The following is a 17,384-nucleotide window of genomic DNA, read 5'->3' on the forward strand; positions in this document are numbered from 1 at the left end:
TCGTCGCCCGGCGGCCTCCGTCACGAATGAGCCAGGCGGTTCTGCAGCTCCTGGGACATCAGCTTTGCGGCGTCCGTCACCGCGGTGCGCAGCGTGTCGATGCGCGTGCGGTCCTGCGTGCGCAGGAACGGGATGCTGAGCGCGGCCACGACCTTGTTTTGCCGGTCGTGCACGGGGGCTGCGACTGCCATCACGCCCACGGAGAATTCGCCATCGTCGAGGGCTGAGCCCGCGCGCCTGATCTGGGCAAGGCTCCTGCCGATCTCTTCGGCGTCGCAGATCGTCGTGTCGGTATAACGGGGGAGCGGGCCGTTCAGGATGCGGGCGATGTCGCTGCCGTCCCGATGCGCGAGCAGGACGCGGCTCGCCGCACCGGCATGCAGCGGCAGGCGCCGGCCGGGTTTGACCGTCAAGCCGTATTCCCCGGAACTATGTGCGACGGCAACGACCAGAACGCCGTCCCCGTCCAGCACCGAGAGCTTGCTTGCCTCGCCGGTGGTCTGCGACAGGCGCTCGAGGTGAGTGTCGGCGAGTTTGACCAGGTCGGGATCTTGTCCCGTCACGACATTGGCGGCCAGGGACAGAAGGCGCGGACCCAAGAGGTAGGAGCCCGAGAAGCTCCGCTTCACGACATCCCGCGCCTCGAGCGTATTCAGGATGCGGTAGACGGTCGAGCGCGGCATATCGAGGAATTCGCTCAGTTCCCGAATCGAGGTCCCGGCCGGACGGCGCTCGATGATCTCGAGCAGGTCGAGCATCCGCTCGATCACCGGCACCTGGTTTCCTTCGCGCCGTTTGGTCGCGCGTGCGTCAGCCGCTTCGCTCATAGGCATCTCAAAACCTGTTTCGCCTCGTGCCGGCACCGCTTTGGGGCCGACGTCGAGAATGGTGTCAAACTCTGGTCGCTGCGGGCAACCGATGCACAGCGTCGATTTGCGATTGACAGCCCGGACGATTGGCAGATGATTACACGGGAACTGACTAAGTTCAAATAGGAACTGACGATCGCTTAAGATTTCTGTTTGCTGAAGGCGATCGTGAAGGGTCCAGATGTGAGGAAACGATGACGACCACGCCAACGAACGGCTTCCGGTTCATGCACACGATGATCCGTGTCGGAGATCTCGATCGGTCGGTTGCATTCTACTCCCAGCATTTCGGGATGACCGTGGTGAAAAAGGTCGATGTGCCGGAGGCGAAATACACCAACGTCTTCATCGGCTACGGCACCGAAGCCAATGATCCGATGATCGAGCTGACCTATAATTACGGGGTGTCGACCTATGAGCCCGGCACGGGTTTTGGCCATCTCGCGATCGGAGTGCGTGACCTCCACGGCGTTTGCCAGTCGTTGCGGGAGGCCGGCGTGCGGATCGTGCGCGAACCGGGCCCGCTCAAATTCGGAACCGTGCATATCGCCTTCATCGACGATCCGGACGGCTACCGCATCGAATTGATCGACCTCGACACCGGCGATTATGCGCAGGCCACCGCCTGAACCGAAGTGGCTTACGGGTGAGATCTTAACCTGCTGTTTCAACAGATCGGCACCTGAGCTGGCTTCTCTGAGGACACGACCATGACGGCATGCACCCCTGAGACGATCGAGCTGCTGAAGCGCGTGCCAACGGCGGCGGTCACCGGCATTCTGCTGAAGAAATACGGTCTGCGCATGCGCGCCATTCCGGGCATCGGGCCGATCGATACAGCCCATTGCCGCTTTGTCGGCCCGGCCTTCACGCTTCGCTATGTGCCGATGCGGGAGGACATCGCGTTGACGGTCGATATCGGCAATCCCGCGAATGCGATGCTGCAGGCGACCCAGCAGATCCCGGCCGGGAGCGTGTTCGTCATGGACATGTGCGGCGTCGGCGCGGTGGGGGGTCTCGGCGACGTACTGACGACCCGGATGAAGGTGCGCGGCGTGGTCGGCGTGGTCGCCGATGGCGGCATGCGCGATGTCAGCGAGATCCGCGCGCTGGGGATGCCGACGTTTTGCAAGGGGCCTGCCGCGCCAGCCAGCCCCTCGGCACTGATCCCGATCGCGATCCAGCAGCCCATCGGCTGCGGCGGCGTGCTGGTCTTTCCGGGCGACATCATGGTCGGCGACGAGGACGGGGTCGCGGTCATTCCGGCGCATCTTGCGGCCGAGGTGGCGCAGCTGGGCGTCGACAAGGAGGCGCTGGACGGCTGGGTTCGCGAGCGCGTTGCCGAAGGCGGTGACATCCTCGGCCTTTACCCGCCGAACGAAGCGAACCTTGCCAAGTTCAAGGCCTGGAAGGCGATGCAGGGCTGATCCTCTGCGGCTTCAGGAGCAGACCATGCGCATTCACATCCAGAACCATCCCGATGACGGCAATCCGCGCGCGACGCTGGCTCAATGGCAGGCCGCCGTGGCGAGGGCTGGGGAAAAGGGCGCCGGACTGGAGATCAGTGTCGGCGAGACCGAGGCTGATTTCGCGGCAGTCATCGGCGAGGTCGATGCGCTGATCACGACGTCGCGGATCGTGCAGAACTACCTTCCCTCCGTCGAGCCGAAGCAGCTCAAGCTGATTTTCCTCACGCATGCCGGGGTCGATTCGCTGGCAAAGGGCCACTTCATTCCCCCGGGCGTCACGCTGCTGAACAACAGCGGCGCGCATGGCGTCAAGGCGGCCGAATACACGCTGATGGCCGTGCTGATGCTGGCCAACCACATGCCGTTCTTCGCGGGCCAGCAGCGCGAGGGACGCTGGCACCGGAAGCTCGCCTCCTCGGTGGCTGGCCGCCGGGCGACGATCGTGGGCCTGGGGGCCATCGGCGGCGTGATCGCGCAGCGGCTGAAGGGGCTCGGCCTGCATGTCACCGGGGTCCGGACGAAGGTCGAGCCGCATCCGCATTGCGATGAGGTCATCGCCACCGAAAATCTGGACAGCGTTCTGCCGAGCACGGAATTTCTGGTCCTGATCACGCCGCTGACCCCTCAGACGACCCATCTGCTTGACAGGCGGCGGATCGCGCTGCTGCCCCCGGAAGCCGGCGTGGTGAATATCGGCCGTGGCGAACTCGTGGAGCAGGATGCTTTACTCGACGCTCTCGACGCTGGCGCCTTGGCTGGCGCGGTGCTCGATGTGATGACGCCGGAGCCGGTGCCGTCCGGGCACAGGCTGTGGACGACGCCGAACCTCGTCCTGACGCCGCACATGTCGTCCGGCGACCCGCTGACCTATATCCCGCGCAGCCTCGACATTTTCCTCGACAATATCGACGCCTTTCGTGCGGGCCGCCCCTTGCCCAACGCCGTCGATCTGGCGCGCGGCTACTGAACCGGACGGGTCATCTCATGCGTTTCAAGCCCTTCGGCAAAACCGGCCTCTCGCTTTCGCAGATCGCGCTCGGCGGTCATGAATTCCTCGCGAGCGGCCTGTCGCGCGGCTTCAACGAGGACTTCGCGCAGGCCGTTACGCGCGGATACATCGCGCCGGGTTTCGGCGGGCCCAAGCGGCTCGACATCCTGAAGGCCGCCTATGATCTCGGCATCAACCTCTTCGACGTCACCATCGACTCGGAGAAGGAGGCGCTGGGGCGCAACCTCGCCGAACTGCCGCCGCCCTATCCGGTCCATGTCCAGACCCGCCCGGAAGGCATGTGCTACGGCTATGATCCCGGCAACCGGCAGATGCTGGACTATGGATTGCTGCGAGCCGAGACCGAACGCGTTCTCAAGCTGATCCGCCGCGAGGTGATCGACTTCTACAACATCGGCCTGATCAATGGGTCGATCGACCAGACGCCGGATTATATGGCTGGTCTGGCCGACAATCTCGCCCGCCTCAAGCAGGACGGGCTGATCCGGTTTGCTGTAGCCGATTCCCATGCCGGCGAGCGGCTCTACCTCGCCGAACTCGATTCCGGCGGCTTCGATGTGGTCAATCTCGATCTCAGCCTCGGCGAGTTCGACGGCTTGCAGGCGGTGGTTCCGCGCGCGCGGGAGCTTGGCCTCGGCGTCATTGCGCGCGAGGTCTTCTTCAAGGGGGAGCTCTTCCCGATCGCCGAGGAGGTGGGCTTGAGCGACCGGGCCGCCGTGGCGCGAACCGCGCTCGCCTGGGTGGGCTGTCAGGACGCGGACGTGATCATTCTCGGCGTCGACAATGCCGAGCAATTGCGGGCCAACGCCGCGACCCTCGACGCCGGACCGGCGGCCCTCGACGAAAACCTTCAAATCCGGTTGGAAGCCAGCACTGCCTTCAAGGTCTACCGCGACAAACGGACGGCGCTGTTTTTCGAGCGGAGCTGAGCAACGGCGGTCGTCATGCGCCAGCCGATCTTGACAGACCGGGCTCAACCGACCACGATCATATCAGAACATGAGTTATTCAAATAGGAACTGAAGCGGCGACGTGAGCCGCAGACCAGCCCAGGCCGGGGACACGGCCGGGTCTAACAAACAAAAATAATTCAGGGAGGACGGACAATGAGATACGCGACGCCCAAGCTCCGCCTGGCCATGGCTGCGGCAGCGATGATCGCTGTAACGCCGGCGCTCGCCGGCGAGGTCAACTGGTGGGTCTCCGAACCCGGCCGGGTCAAGGCCCAGCAGCTCGCGACCGAGTTCGAGAAGGAAAACCCCGGCATCACCGTGAAGCTGCAGGCCAACCCCTATGGCGGCCTCGAAGGCAAGGTGATGATCGCGGTGCGGTCCGGGCTTCCGCCCGATATCATCGAGGTCCAGAATTCCTGGATCCCGTCCTATCAGGCCACCGGCGCGCTCGAAGAGGTCGGCGCCGCGATCGGCCAGAGCGTGCCCTTGGGCGATTTCGTGCCCGCGACGCTGGCGGCCACCTCGGTCGACAACAAGATCTACGGCCTGCCGTTCCAGGCCGAGGCCCTGGCGATGCTCTATCGCAAGGACCTGTTCCGCGAGGCCGGCCTCGATGACGGCAAGCCGCCCCAGAGCTGGGACGAGATGATCGAGGCCTCGAAGAAGCTGACCTACACCAGCAAGACCGGCCAAAGGCGCTATGGCTACGGGATCGCCGGCGGCGGGGCCGAAGGCCAGGGCAACACGCTGTATCGCTCGCTGCCCTATATCTGGATGAATGGCGGCGACATCCTCTCACCCGACATGAAGAAGGCGACGCTGAGTTCGCCCGAGGCGGTCGCCGGTGTGAAGTTCTACACGGATATGCTGACGACGCTGAAGGTCGCGCCGCCCTCGACGCTGGAAAACGGCGGGCTCGAACTGCGCCGGCTGTTCATCGCAGGCACCATCGCGATGTATCAGGGCACGCCGACGGAGCTGGAACGTTTCGCGCAGGACGCGCCCAATCTGGATTTCGGCGTCGCGATCATGCCGGCTCCCAAGGGCAAGCAGACCTCGGCCTTGCTCGGCGGCTGGGGCTTCATCGTGCCCAAGGCCGGCAAGAACAAGGCCGAGGCCCTGAAGCTGTTGCAGTTCCTGGCCAAGCCCGAGCGGCTCGCGCTCTACACCCGCACCTTCCCGACCACGACGACCGCGATGAACCTGCCGCGCTTCGCCGATCCGAGGCTGGACGCGTTCAAGGTGATGCTGACCCATGCCCGGCCGCAGCCCCCGATCGGCGCCTGGCTCGAGATTTCCAGCGCCTATTACAAGAGCGTGCAGGAGATCCTGATCGGCGGCGCGACGCCGCAGGCCGCGATGGTGGCTGCGGACAAGGCCATCGACGCGATCCTGAAGAAATAGCCACCCGAGGCGCCGCGTCACGCGCTCGCGAGCGCCGACGTGGCGCCCCGGTATGCCTCTCAAGCGCCGCAGCGTGACGATGATGTCCAACACAGCACAGAGCATGGCCCCGATCCCAGCCCATTCGCCATCGCGTCCGCCGGAGCGTCACGCCGACGCCCCGCGCGGGCGGATCGGGCGCTACATCGCCGCCCATAAGGACGGGCCGATCTTTTTCATCCTGCCGGCGATCGCGCTGCTGGCGACATTCATCATCTACCCGATCATCTCCACGCTGATCCTGAGCGTCACCGATGGCAGCGGCCGCTTCGTCGGGGCAGCGAACTACATCAACATCGTCGAATCCGATCGCACCGCGCGGGCCACCGTCAACACGATCTATTTCGTGGCGTCGTCGATCATCCTGCAGCTCGTGCTGGGCACCGCGGCGGGGATCGTGCTGAACGAGCGGTTTCGGGGGCAGGCCCTGGTGCGGGCGCTGACCCTGATCCCATGGGTCATTCCCGGCATCGTCGGCGCCATGACCTGGGCCTGGATGTTCCACACCGATTACGGCGTGATCAACTACGTGCTGATGTCGAACGGCATCGTCGACGAGCCCGTCCGTTGGCTGACCAACCCCAGCATCGTTCTACCGGCGCTGACGGCGGTGAACGTCTGGAAGATGTTCCCCTTCGTGGCGATCATGGTGCTGGCCGGCCTGCAATCGATCCCCGTCTCGCTCTACGAAGCGGCGAAGGTCGATGGCGCGACGTTCCGCGACGAGGTCCTCTACATCACCTTGCCGCAGCTTCGGCCGATCCTGGCTTCGATCACCCTGCTGCTGATCATCGCCGGCGTGAACTCGATCACGATCATCTATGCGATGACCAAGGGCGGTCCGGCCGACCGGTCACTCATCACCTCGATCCAGATTTTCGTCGAGGCGTTCCAGTACTTCAATTTCAACCAGGCCAGCGCGCTCTCGGTGATGTTCTTCATCGTCTCCACCGTGTTCATCGTCGCGCATATCTGGTTCGACGGCCGCCGGAAGGAACGCTGAGATGAAGGCGCGCAGTGCCTGGGTCTATCTGCCGGTCCTGATCCTGGTCGCGATCACGGTGGTGCCGTTCTTCTGGATGATCGTCTCGTCGTTCAAGAGCCTGGCGGAACTCTACCAGATCCCGATCACCTGGCTGCCGAAGCAGACGACGTTCGCGAACTACCAGAAGGTCCTCTTTGACTCGAACGTGCCGCGCTATTTCTGGAACAGCACGGTCGTCTCGCTAGGCTCGACCATCATTGCGTTGATCTTCGCGACGCCGGCCGCCTATGGCTTCTCGCGCTTCGAGTTCAGGGGGCGCTCGCTCTGGCAGATGCTGATCCTGATGTCGCATCTGCTGCCGTCGGCCGCCCTGATCGTGCCGCTCTACATCTTCCTCGGTTATCTCAACCTGCTGAATTCGCTGATCGGCCTGATCCTGGTCTATCTGGTGCTGACCCTGCCGCTCGCGATCTGGATGCTGACCGGCTACTTCAAGAACATCCCGATCGAACTCGAGGAGGCCGCGATCATCGACGGCGCCTCACGCTGGACGATCCTGCTGAAGATCATGCTGCCGCTGTCGCTGCCCGGGATCGTGGTGATCTTTCTCTATTCCTTCGTCGCGACCTGGAACGAGTTCATCTTCGCGCTGTCCTTCGCCAACGACACGTCGGTGAAAACCCTGCCAATCGGGCTCGCCGAATTCTCGACCGAATACGACACCGATTGGGGGGCGGTCATGGCCGCGTCCGTGATCATGAGCCTGCCGATCGCGGCGATCTTCCTCGGTCTGCAGAAGGTCTTCGTCGGCGGCCTGATGTCGGGCGCGACGAAAGGCTGACGACGCGGCACTCAACCGCTTCCATCCCTAGCAGATATACGGCAGCGCCGGTCGTTGCCCCTTCGGAGCCAGCTTCATGAAGATTTCGTCGATCACGCCCTGGATCGTCAAAGCCGAAGGCACCTTTTTCGGCGAGTTCCTGTTCGTCGAGGTCCAGACCGACGAAGGCGTCACGGGATGGGGCGAGGTCACCACCTCCACCCGGCTCGCCAACCGCACGGTCGCCTCCTCCTTGCTGCATCTGAACGAGCTGCTGGTCGGCGCCGATCCGCTTAACATCGAGAGTATCTGGAACCGGACCTATCGAAACTTCACCTATATGGGCAGCCGTGGCGCCGCCGCGCTCTGCCTCAGCGGCGTCGACATCGCGCTGTGGGATATCAAGGGCAAGGTTCTCGGTCAGCCGATCTACGAATTGCTTGGCGGCAAGGTCCGGGAAGAGGTCCTGCTCTACACCCATCCCGACCAGAGCAAGTTCACGACCAAGGAGGGTGTGGTCGAGGAGATCATGGGCATCGTCAACTCCGGCCATACGGCGCTGAAGTTCGATCCCTTCCCGCATCTGAACGGGCTTCAGATCCGCCGGAACGGCTATCTCGACGGGGAGATGTCGCGCAAGGGCGAGCGCATCGCCGCCGAGCTGACGGCCCTGATCCGCGAGACGACGGGGCCAGATATTGAAATCCTGATCGACGCGCATGGGCGCTTCAACGTGCCGACCGCGATCCGCCTTTGCAACACCTTGCAGGATGCCGGCGACATCGACTGGTTCGAGGAGCCGGTGCCGCCCGAGAGCTATCACGCGCTGCGGCAGGTGCGCGACAAGGTCAGCGTGCCGATCTCGGTCGGCGAGCGGCTGCATACCCGCTGGGAATTCGTTCCGATCCTGGAGAACCGGCTGGCCGACTACATCATGCCCGACGTGACCTGGACGGGCGGGATCAGCGAGATGAAGAAGATCGCGACCATGGCCGAGGCCTATTACATCCCGATCTCTCCCCATGATGCCAGCGGACCGATCAATGTCGTCGCAGGCGCGCAAGTCATGATCACGGTGCCGAATTTCTATCGCATCGAGACCTCGATGCACGACCTGTCCTGCTACAACCGCTTCATCGACACGCCGCTCGACAACACCGGCGGCAGCCTCAGGCTGACGGGCAAGCCCGGTCTCGGCATCGAGATGGACATGGACTTCCTGCGGGGCAACGTGATCGATGGGTTTGGCCGTTAGCTCCCCGCCAAACCGCTGGTTCCTCGAACACCCCTAACAAGCCAATCGCCAGGATTTCGCCTGGCCGTGATGACGAAAGACCTGTCATGTCGCTGATCACCTATCTGACCACCGTCCGGTTCGAGGCGGGCGCGCTTGCGGGCCTCGGCAACGATCTGAACGAGCTGGGCATCAAGGCGCCGCTCATCGTCGCCGACCGGGGCATCGAGCGGGCCGGCCTGCTCGATCGGCTGCGTGACGTTCTCCCCGACGGCAGCGGCATGGCGGCCTTTCTCGACACGCCGACCAATCCGACCGAGAGCGCCGTTCTCGCCGCGCTGGCGGTGTTCCGCGCGCAAGGGTGCGACGGTCTGATCGCCATCGGCGGTGGGTCCGCCATCGATCTCGCCAAGGGCGTAGCCCTGCTTGCCGGCCATCCCGGACCTCTCGCGCAATATGCAGCGATCCTTGGCGGCCTCCCCAAGATCACCGCCACGGTTGCGCCGCTGATCGCGATCCCGACGACCGCCGGCACGGGCAGCGAGGTCGGGCGCGCCGCCCTGATCAGCCTGGACGATGGCCGCAAGCTCGGCTTCATCTCGCCCCATCTGATCCCCAAGCGCGCCATCTGCGACCCGGACCTCACGCTCGGGCTGCCCGCGTGGCTCACGGCCGCGACCGGCATGGATGCGATCACGCATTGCATCGAGACCTATCTCAGCCCCCGCTACAATCCGCCCGCCGAAGCGATCGCGCTCGATGGCCTGGTGCGCGCGATCGACACGATCGAGCGGGCGGTCGCCGATGGCGGCAATCGCGATGCCCGTCGCGAGATGATGATGGCGGCGCTCGAAGGCGGCCTTACCTTCCAGAAAGGTCTGGGCGCCGTCCATGCGCTGTCGCATCCCCTCGGCGGATTGAAGCAGGTTTCGCTGCATCACGGCACGCTGAACGCCGTACTGTTGCCGCACTGCCTGCGGTTCAACGCTTCGCATTGCGAACAGAAATACGCAGTGATCCGGCAGCGGCTCGGACTGGCGGCGGGGGCCGATCTGGCCGCGTATTTCGAGGCCTTGAACACGAGGCTCGCTATGCCCTCGACCCTGTCGGAAATGGGCGTGCCGTCCGATTGCCTGCCGCTCATCGCGGAGGCTGCGACGGCCGATCATTCATCGGCCAGCAACCCGAGGCCCGCCGATCGAGACGATTATCTGGCGATCTTGAAAGCGGCTTTCTAAGGCACCGTCGCGGCCGAGAGGGTTTCGGATCGGTCTGCCGCCCTTGGGCCCTAGCCCTGCCGGGAGGGCTTGCGCGGCGTCGGTTCTCGGCTGCGTCACCGGCCGCCGGCGAAACGCTCGGCGGCGAAAGGCGCGATGTCGCAGAAGGTCGGCTCACCTGTCATCTCCTCGGCCAGAAGCCGCCCGGTCACCGGGCCCAGCGTGAAGCCGTGGTGAGCGTGGCCGAAGGCGAGCCATAGACCGCGATGCCGTGGGGCGCGGCCGATGATCGGGAGCATGTCGGGCAGGCACGGCCGCGCGCCCCGCCAAGGCTCGGCGTCGAGGCGCCGGCCTAGCGGCAGAAGGCGCTTCGCGACCTGCTCGGCGCGATCGAGCTGGCTGGTGTTCGACGGCAGATCGCGGCCGGCGAGCTCGATGCCCGTCGTCAGCCGCACTCCGCGTTCCATCCGGGATAGAACGAAGCCGGCCTGCGCGTCGCAGATCGGGCGATGCGGACCATGCTCGGGCGCGACCTCGTAATGCATGTGGTAGCCGCGCTTGAAGGCCAGCGGGAAGCGATAGCCCAAGGGCTCGTATAGCTCCTTCGACCAAGGGCCGAGCGCGATGACGGCTTCGGCCGCACGCCATTCGCCGCCATCCGTGGACAGCAGCCAGCCTTCCTCCGATTGGCGCAAGCGCTGCGCATCGGCCTTCTCGATCACGCCACCTCGCCTGGTGAAAAGCTCGGCATAGGCGCGGGTCACTCCGCCGGGATTCGTGACGGTGACCGGATCGCGCCAGTGGAGGGCGCCGATCGCCATGCCCGGAAGCAGCCCAGGTTCGATCGACCTCAGGGCGTCTTGTCCGAGAACATCGTAATTCAGGCCGTGAACCTCGACGGAAGCGGCTGCTTTTACGGCCTGATCGAACGCGGTGCGGTCGCGATAGAGGTCGATCCAGCCCGTCTCGCGCATCAAGGGCTGCGTGCCCGCATCCTGCGTCCAGCGTCGATGCTCGACCACGCTGCGCTCGATCAAAGGCAGGATCGACCGGCCCAGCCGCTCAAGCCGCAATGGGGCGGAATTCCACCAATAGCGCGCAAGCCAGGACGTCATGCGCAGAAGCGTCGCCGGCCTGTAACGCACGGCGATCGAGCGATTGGAGGCAAAGGCCGCGAAGGTCGCCAGGTCTCGCGGGAAAGCATAGGGCACTACGGAGGAGCGCTCGATCAGGCCGGCATTGCCATGGCTCGTCTCCGATCCCGGCTCGCCGCGATCGACCAGCAGCACATGGCGCCCGCGCTCCTGAAGATGCAGCGCGATGCTGACGCCGACGATGCCCGCGCCGAGCACGATCACATCGGCTTTCTGTTTCGTCGTCATCCGGAAGTCGGCTCATCCCTGCGCTCGATAACGGGAGCCAGCCTCAAACCGTGCATTTTTGCAAGGAAATAAAAATCAATTGACTCGATGACAGAAAACTTTCTCTGATGATGCCGGTTCGGGGGTCCGATGTCGCAGACGCTTCGCCAGAGATTGCAGGTTTGCCTTGCTTCCGGCTCCAAGGCCGACAAGGCGCTGGCGAGCTATATGCTGGCGCAGCTTGCCAGCCTTCCTTTCGAGACGGCGGCGAGCCTTGCCGAAAAGGTTGCGGTCAGCGAGCCCACGGTCGGGCGCTTCTGCCGGACCTTGGGCTACAGGAGCCTGAAGGACCTCAAGGCCAGCCTCGCCGAGGAGATCGGCGACCGGCCCTGGTTGATCAGCGACCGGCTTCGCGATTTCCAGCAGCGCAGCCTCGCCGGGGACGACCAGCTCGCGCGCAGCCTTCAGCTTGAGATTGCCGGGCTGGTCAGACTCTACGAGCTTGCGCAAAGCGAGGACTGGAAGCGGGTCGCAAGGCGCCTTGCCACGGCCTCGTCGGTCTACGTCACGGGGTTCCAGACGGAACGCGGCCTTGCGCAATACCTCGCCAACCAGCTGCAATACCTGCGCGACGGGGTTCATTTTGTCGACCTAGCCGCCGGCAATTTCGCCGAAGTGCTCTTGTCGGAGGAGGAAGGTCGCTGCCTCGTGATATTCGAGGCGCGCCGCTACTCGCGCATGGCCAAGGCGTTGGCCGAACAGGCGAAGCAGGCCGGCATCGCGACCACGCTGGTGACCGATTCCTTCTGCGATTGGGGCCGCCGACTGGTCGACGAAATGCTCGTCGTCTCGACCGACTTCAACCTGTTCTGGGACTCGACCGCGCAGATGGCGAACCTCGGCTCGCTTCTGGTCAACGCGGTGTTCGTGGAGTTGGGGCCCGAGGTCGAGCAGCGTCTCGACCGCATGGCCGCGCTTTACGGCCGCTTTACCGGCCATGTCGGCGACGGCTCCGGGCCGCCCGCATGAGCCGATCGATTTTCGCAGCATCTCGAACATAAGGGGAAACGGGATGAGGACGATGATGAAGCGGAGCCTTCTGGCACTGGGTCTCGCCACGCTGGCCGCCACCACCGCGATGGCGCAGGAAGCGACCTTCGTGATGACCGCGCGCCTCGTCGGCGCGCCGACCTACAACCCGATCAAGGCGACCAAGCTCAATACGGCGACGACGCTGATCTTCGACCGGCTGGTGGTGCAGGATGCCGACCAGAGCTTCCACGGCCAGCTCGCAAGCTCATGGGAGTCGAGTGCCGACGGCATGCTCTGGACCTTCAAGCTGAAGCCCGGCGTGACATTCCATAATGGCGAGCCCTTCAACGCCAAGACAATCGAATGGTGGGTGCCGCAGTTCAAGGGCACCGAGAACGCCTTCACCGTCGAGGCGATCGACAAGGTCGAGATCGTCGACGACCTGACGGTGCGTTTCCAGATGAAGCGCCCGGACCCGAACCTGCTGTTCAACCTCGCCAGCTCGTTCATGTGCGTGCCGGAACCGAAATCCTACGAGGCGCTCGGCGACAAGTTCGGCGTCACCGAGGCGATCGGCACAGGTCCCTACAAGATGCAGCAGTTCACCGTGGGACAGCAGACCGTGCTCGCCCGCAACGACGATTACAAATGGGCCTCCGACCTCTCGAAGAACCAGGGGCCGGCCAAGTTCAAGAAGCTGACGTTCCGCGAGATCGGCGAGGAATCGACCGCCTATCTCGAACTCAAGACCGGTGGCGCCGATCTGCTCGTCAACGTTCCCACAGACTTCATTCCCCGCATCCAGGCTGACAAGGCGGTGAAGCTCGTGACCACGCCGGGCAACGAGCTGGTCTATATGCCGATCAACACCAGCGTCGAACCCTTCACCGACATCAAGGTGCGCGAGGCGACGGCCTTTGCCGTCAACCAGAAGGAAATCCTGGCGAGCCTTTATGGCGGCAACGGAGCGGTGGCCGACACCTTCCTGATCTCCTCGCTGAAGGAGGCGCAGGTCGAGCCGAAATACAGGATCGCCTACGATCCCGAGCGCTCGAAAAAGCTTCTCGACGAGGCCGGCTGGAAGGCCGGCGCCGACGGCATCCGCGTCAAGGACAGCAAGCGTCTCGACGTGAAGCTCTGGACCCAGAACGGCACCGAGTTCAAACGGCTCGTCGAGATCGTGCAGGCGCAGCTCAAGGCCGTGGGCATCCAGGCCGATATCAGCATCGTCGATTCCGGCTCGATCAACGCGCAATACCGCAAGAAGACCGAGCACCAGCTCGCGATCCGCTCCTATCAGTGGACGAATGCGGACATCGTCGACTGGTTCTTCAGCGCCAAGCGGCTGGGCTACCCCAACGTCTCGATGCTGAACGATCCGGAAGCCGAGCGCCTGAACGACGTCGCCATGAACAAGTCCAAGACCTGGGACGAGCGCGTCGCGAACTTCACCAAATACCACGAATACGTGCTGTCGCAGTATGCCTTCGCGCCGATCTACCAGCCGGTGCAGAGCATCGCCTACGGCAAGCGCATCACAATGCCGGACCAGATTCGCGGCACTGGACTCTACGGCCCGACGATGCTCGACATCGCCCCGGCCAACTGAGCCTTCCACGACGATAGGCGGGAGGACCTCTTGCTACGCTTCGCGATCCGGCGGCTCGCCATGCTGGTGCCGGTGTTCCTCGCCGTCTCGCTGGTGATCTTCATGGTCATCCACCTCGTGCCGGGCGATCCGCTGGAGCATCTCGTCCAGGTCGGCTCGACGCTGGAGCAGCGGGCGCAGATGATCGCCCGCTATGGGCTCGACCAGCCCTTGCTGGCGCAATACGCGCGCTGGCTCGCCAAGATCGTCACAGGCGATCTCGGCGAAGCCATCGTGATGCGCCAGCCGGTCTCGCGGCTGATCGCGGAGAACCTGCCGCATAGCCTGGCGCTTGGGGGCAGTGCGCTGCTCTTCTCGACGCTCGTCGGCATCGTCGCCGGTGTGCTCGCGGCCTCCTTTCGCGACAGTCTGTTCGACCGGTCGGTGATGGGCTTCATCCTGCTGGGATCGACGCTGCCGAGCTTCTGGCTCGCCTTGCTGATGATTTTGATGTTTGCGGTCCAGTTCGAGTGGTTTCCCGTTTCGGGCGCGCGCAGCTGGGACGCCCTGGTTTTGCCGGCGCTGACCATCGGCATCGGCGGCACGGCGCTGATCGCGCGCGTCACGCGTGCGGCGATGGTCGAGATATCCGGGCGCGATTTCGTCCGCGTGCTGCAGGCCAAGGGGGTGCCGTTCTGGCGTATCCAGCTTCGGCACGTCCTGCAGCAGGCGATGCTGCCGGTCATGACCATCCTCGGCCTGCGCATCGGCTGGATTTTGGGTGGCGCCGTCACGGTGGAATACGTCTTCGCCCGGCCGGGACTCGGCTCGCTGCTGATCACGGCGCTTGGCCAGCGTGATTATCCGCTCGTGCAGGGCTGCCTCCTGATGCTGGCGATCGCGGTCATGCTCGGCACGCTCCTTGGCGATCTGGCGCAGGCCGCGCTCGATCCACGCCTGCGCGAAGCCATGGGTGCGCGATGATGCGGAGTGCAGGATGAACCGGTCGTCCGTCGTTGCTCGCATCGCCCGGTCCCCCTGCGGCGCGCTTTGTGCGCTGTTCCTGATCGGGCTCGTGCTCTGCGCGCTCTTCGCGCCCTGGATCGCGCCCTACGACTATGCAGCGCAGAAGCTGTCCATCGCGAACACGCCGCCCTCGGCCGCGCATTGGCTCGGCACCGACGAGTTCGGGCGCGATCTGCTCTCGCGGATCATTCAGGGCGCGCGGACGTCGTTGAGCGTCAGCGTGCTTTCGATCGCGCTTTCGGTGCTGGTAGGGTCGACGCTGGGCGCAGCGGCGGGATATTTCGGTGGTGCGTTCGACCGTGTCGTGACGATGGCGGTCGATTTGACATGGTCGTTTCCGGAAATCCTGCTGGCGCTGCTGCTGATCGCGATCCTGGGGCCGGGCCTGCATTCGACGGCGATCGCCATCGCCATCGCTTACCTCGCCCAGTTCACCCGGCTGACGCGGGCGCAGGTGATGTCGATGAAGGGCGAGCTTTTCGTCGATGCGGCGGTGGCGGCGGGCGCCGGGCCGGGGCGCGTGCTGTTCGGGCATCTGCTGCCCAATGCGATGACGCCGGTGATCGTCGCCGGCATGCTGGCGACGGGCGATGCGATCGTGCTCGAGGCGACGCTCGGTTTCTTCGGGCTGGGCGCGCAGCCGCCGGTGCCGAGCTGGGGCGCGATGATGAGCTCCGGCACCGCGCAGATCTTCATCGCGCCCTGGATCATCATCTTCCCCGGCCTCGTCATCGCCACGACCGTGATCGCGATCAACCTCTTCGGCGACGCCTTGATCGAGGCGCTCGATATCCGCCGCCCGTTGCGGGACGGCTGACGCCCGCACCGTTCAGGATGCCCAGGACACCCTCATGACCTTCACCGTGCTGACTGCAGAATTCTCGCATGAGAGCAACACCTTCAGCCGCTGCCCGGCGGATTATGCCGCGTTCGAGGATCGCGGCATTCAGCTCGGGCAGGACGCGATGGCCGCGCGCGGCGAAGCGAACACGCCGCTCGCGGGCTTTCTCGATATCGGCCGGCCCGCCGGCTGGACCATCGTCCACGCGATCAGCGCCGCCGCTCAGCCGTCCGGCCCCGTGACGCAGGACGCCTTCGATCGCATCGCTGGCGTGATCGTCGAGACCGCCAAGGCCCATGCCGGAAAGATCGACGGCGTGCTGCTCGGGCTGCACGGCGCGATGGTCACGGCGTTCTGCGAGGATGGCGAGGGCGAATTATTGGAGCGGCTGCGCGCGGTGCTCGGCCGGCAAATCCCGATCGGGATCACGCTCGATCCGCACGCCAACGTCACCCGCAGGATGGTGGAGCTCGCCCAGATCGTAGTCTCCTACAAGACCTATCCCCATGTCGATATTCGCGAGACCGGCCAGCTGGCAGCCCACATTCTCCAGCGGACGATGGCAAGCGAGATCGGGCCGGTAACCTTGCGCGCCGATCGGCCGATGCTGGAGGAGGTCAATGGCGGGCGCACCGATATCGGCCCGATGGTCGAGCGGATCGCTCAGGCCAAGGCTTATGAGCAGGAGCAAGGTGTCTTCGCCGTCAGCGTCAATGGCGGCTTCGGCAATGCGGATATCGCCGAGGTCGGCCCGACCGTCCTCGTGACCTGCGAGGGCGATGAGGAGAGGCATCGGGCCTTCGCAGAGTCGCTGATCGAGGATATGTGGCAGCGGCGCTTCGAGACCGTGACGGAGTTCGTCTCGGTCGCGGACGCCGTGGCGGAAGCAAAGGCCTATGTCGGCACGAGCGGCCCGCTGATCATCGCCGATTATGCCGATAATCCCGGTGGCGGTGGCTATGGCGACGCCACGGGCCTGCTCGGCGCGATGATCGCGGCGGAGCTGAAGGATGCCTGCTTCGGCCCGATCGTCGATCCGGAATCGGCCGCCGAACTGCATGGGGCCGCGCCGGGATCGACGGTGTCGGTTCGTCTCGGCGGCAAGGTCGATCCCCTGATAGGCGGCGGTCCGCTTTCGCTGACGGGCACGCTCGTCAGCGTCAGCGACGGCCACTATGTCGGCGATGGCCCGATGATGGGCGGATTGCAGGCGAGCTGGGGGCCCTGCGCTGTGCTGCGCGTCAGCGGGATCGACATCCTCGTCACCACCAGCCGCGCTCAGATGAACGATCTGCAGCAGTTCCGCGCCTTCGGCATCGACCCTGCTGCCAAGCGCGTGGTCGGCCTGAAATCGATGCAGCACTTCCGAGCCGCCTTCGAGCCCATCGCGGGCAAAATCATCGTCTGCGACAGCGGCGCGCTGTGCACTCCGGATCTGTCGAAGTTGCCTTATCGAAGGGCCCGGCGGCCGATCTTTCCGCTGGATCGCTAGCTGGGAGGGCCGATCGCGTCGTCGGTTTGCCGAGGCGAGAGGCTC

General features: G+C 64.7%; 16 protein-coding genes. 14 read left to right on the plus strand and 2 right to left on the minus strand.

Features of this window, described 5'->3' with window-relative positions; all coding sequences use genetic code 11:
- Positions 1 to 20 precede the first annotated feature (20 nt).
- Positions 21 to 1,079: an IclR family transcriptional regulator gene (locus tag AC1DR6_RS00685; RefSeq protein WP_476827254.1), complete on the minus strand. Its 1,059-nt coding sequence runs from the start codon at positions 1,077 to 1,079 to the stop codon at positions 21 to 23.
- Here AC1DR6_RS00685 and gloA point away from each other — a divergent pair.
- From gloA to AC1DR6_RS00730, 9 genes are all read left to right on the plus strand, one after another.
- Positions 1,064 to 1,498 carry a lactoylglutathione lyase gene (gene gloA, locus AC1DR6_RS00690; RefSeq protein ID WP_476827255.1) on the plus strand — a complete coding sequence of 145 codons (435 nt, stop codon included), beginning with the start codon at positions 1,064 to 1,066 and terminating at the stop codon, positions 1,496 to 1,498. The two genes, AC1DR6_RS00685 and gloA, sit on opposite strands and share 16 nt — an antisense overlap.
- A gap of 81 nt (positions 1,499 to 1,579) precedes the next feature.
- A complete protein-coding gene (locus tag AC1DR6_RS00695; protein WP_476827256.1) occupies positions 1,580 to 2,296 on the plus strand; it encodes an RraA family protein in 717 nt (238 codons plus the stop codon).
- Between the two features lie 25 nt (positions 2,297 to 2,321).
- Positions 2,322 to 3,305: a D-2-hydroxyacid dehydrogenase gene (locus AC1DR6_RS00700; RefSeq protein WP_476827257.1), complete on the plus strand. Its 984-nt coding sequence runs from the start codon at positions 2,322 to 2,324 to the stop codon at positions 3,303 to 3,305.
- A gap of 17 nt (positions 3,306 to 3,322) precedes the next feature.
- Positions 3,323 to 4,276, plus strand: a complete 954-nt coding sequence (locus AC1DR6_RS00705; RefSeq protein WP_476827258.1) for an aldo-keto reductase family protein — start codon at positions 3,323 to 3,325, stop codon at positions 4,274 to 4,276.
- Between the two features lie 177 nt (positions 4,277 to 4,453).
- Positions 4,454 to 5,704: an ABC transporter substrate-binding protein gene (locus AC1DR6_RS00710; protein WP_476827259.1), complete on the plus strand. Its 1,251-nt coding sequence runs from the start codon at positions 4,454 to 4,456 to the stop codon at positions 5,702 to 5,704.
- Positions 5,705 to 5,807: 103 nt separating this feature from the next.
- A complete protein-coding gene (locus AC1DR6_RS00715) occupies positions 5,808 to 6,746 on the plus strand; it encodes a carbohydrate ABC transporter permease (protein WP_476827260.1) in 939 nt (312 codons plus the stop codon).
- Position 6,747: 1 nt separating this feature from the next.
- On the plus strand, positions 6,748 to 7,569 hold the full coding sequence (locus AC1DR6_RS00720; RefSeq protein WP_476827261.1) for a carbohydrate ABC transporter permease: 822 nt from the start codon (positions 6,748 to 6,750) through the stop codon (positions 7,567 to 7,569).
- A 76-nt stretch (positions 7,570 to 7,645) separates the two neighbouring features.
- The gene (locus AC1DR6_RS00725) at positions 7,646 to 8,803 is read left to right on the plus strand and encodes a mandelate racemase/muconate lactonizing enzyme family protein (RefSeq protein ID WP_476827262.1); all 1,158 of its coding nucleotides are present in this window, start codon (positions 7,646 to 7,648) and stop codon (positions 8,801 to 8,803) included.
- An 86-nt stretch (positions 8,804 to 8,889) separates the two neighbouring features.
- Entirely contained in the window at positions 8,890 to 10,020 is a 1,131-nt protein-coding gene (locus AC1DR6_RS00730; RefSeq protein ID WP_476827263.1) for an iron-containing alcohol dehydrogenase, read from the plus strand.
- A gap of 95 nt (positions 10,021 to 10,115) precedes the next feature.
- On the opposite strand, the gene AC1DR6_RS00735 is transcribed toward AC1DR6_RS00730, so the two are convergent.
- Positions 10,116 to 11,381 (minus strand): NAD(P)/FAD-dependent oxidoreductase, encoded by a 1,266-nt coding sequence (locus AC1DR6_RS00735; protein WP_476827264.1) that lies wholly within the window; start codon positions 11,379 to 11,381, stop codon positions 10,116 to 10,118.
- A gap of 129 nt (positions 11,382 to 11,510) precedes the next feature.
- Here AC1DR6_RS00735 and AC1DR6_RS00740 point away from each other — a divergent pair, with 129 nt between their 5' ends.
- From AC1DR6_RS00740 to AC1DR6_RS00760, 5 genes are read left to right on the plus strand one after another with little or no spacing between them, the layout of a single operon-like run.
- Complete coding sequence (locus tag AC1DR6_RS00740) at positions 11,511 to 12,389, plus strand: MurR/RpiR family transcriptional regulator (RefSeq protein WP_476827265.1); 879 nt, start codon at positions 11,511 to 11,513, stop codon at positions 12,387 to 12,389.
- A 52-nt stretch (positions 12,390 to 12,441) separates the two neighbouring features.
- The gene (locus tag AC1DR6_RS00745; RefSeq protein WP_476827266.1) at positions 12,442 to 14,001 is read left to right on the plus strand and encodes an ABC transporter substrate-binding protein; all 1,560 of its coding nucleotides are present in this window, start codon (positions 12,442 to 12,444) and stop codon (positions 13,999 to 14,001) included.
- Positions 14,002 to 14,031: 30 nt separating this feature from the next.
- Positions 14,032 to 14,964, plus strand: coding sequence for an ABC transporter permease (locus tag AC1DR6_RS00750; protein ID WP_476827267.1), 933 nt, complete (start codon positions 14,032 to 14,034; stop codon positions 14,962 to 14,964).
- 13 nt (positions 14,965 to 14,977) lie between these two features.
- Positions 14,978 to 15,823 (plus strand): ABC transporter permease, encoded by an 846-nt coding sequence (locus AC1DR6_RS00755; protein WP_476827268.1) that lies wholly within the window; start codon positions 14,978 to 14,980, stop codon positions 15,821 to 15,823.
- 34 nt (positions 15,824 to 15,857) lie between these two features.
- Positions 15,858 to 17,339 carry a M81 family metallopeptidase gene (locus tag AC1DR6_RS00760; protein WP_476827269.1) on the plus strand — a complete coding sequence of 494 codons (1,482 nt, stop codon included), beginning with the start codon at positions 15,858 to 15,860 and terminating at the stop codon, positions 17,337 to 17,339.
- Positions 17,340 to 17,384: the final 45 nt, after the last annotated feature.

It is taken from the genome of Allobosea sp. P5_A5, assembly GCF_056400625.1.

Bases quoted from the DNA above. Each gene is read 5' to 3' on its own strand.
- AC1DR6_RS00710 (WP_476827259.1), top strand. From the start codon at position 4,454: ATGAGATACGCGACGCCCAAGCTCCGCCTGGCCATGGCTGCGGCAGCG.
- gloA (WP_476827255.1), top strand. From the start codon at position 1,064: ATGACGACCACGCCAACGAACGGCTTCCGGTTCATGCACACGATGATC.
- AC1DR6_RS00740 (WP_476827265.1), top strand. From the start codon at position 11,511: ATGTCGCAGACGCTTCGCCAGAGATTGCAGGTTTGCCTTGCTTCCGGC.
- AC1DR6_RS00735 (WP_476827264.1), bottom strand. From the start codon at position 11,381: ATGACGACGAAACAGAAAGCCGATGTGATCGTGCTCGGCGCGGGCATC.
- AC1DR6_RS00705 (WP_476827258.1), top strand. From the start codon at position 3,323: ATGCGTTTCAAGCCCTTCGGCAAAACCGGCCTCTCGCTTTCGCAGATC.
- AC1DR6_RS00725 (WP_476827262.1), top strand. From the start codon at position 7,646: ATGAAGATTTCGTCGATCACGCCCTGGATCGTCAAAGCCGAAGGCACC.
- AC1DR6_RS00715 (WP_476827260.1), top strand. From the start codon at position 5,808: ATGGCCCCGATCCCAGCCCATTCGCCATCGCGTCCGCCGGAGCGTCAC.
- AC1DR6_RS00730 (WP_476827263.1), top strand. From the start codon at position 8,890: ATGTCGCTGATCACCTATCTGACCACCGTCCGGTTCGAGGCGGGCGCG.
- AC1DR6_RS00755 (WP_476827268.1), top strand. From the start codon at position 14,978: ATGAACCGGTCGTCCGTCGTTGCTCGCATCGCCCGGTCCCCCTGCGGC.
- AC1DR6_RS00760 (WP_476827269.1), top strand. From the start codon at position 15,858: ATGACCTTCACCGTGCTGACTGCAGAATTCTCGCATGAGAGCAACACC.
- AC1DR6_RS00745 (WP_476827266.1), top strand. From the start codon at position 12,442: ATGATGAAGCGGAGCCTTCTGGCACTGGGTCTCGCCACGCTGGCCGCC.
- AC1DR6_RS00720 (WP_476827261.1), top strand. From the start codon at position 6,748: ATGAAGGCGCGCAGTGCCTGGGTCTATCTGCCGGTCCTGATCCTGGTC.
- AC1DR6_RS00700 (WP_476827257.1), top strand. From the start codon at position 2,322: ATGCGCATTCACATCCAGAACCATCCCGATGACGGCAATCCGCGCGCG.
- AC1DR6_RS00695 (WP_476827256.1), top strand. From the start codon at position 1,580: ATGACGGCATGCACCCCTGAGACGATCGAGCTGCTGAAGCGCGTGCCA.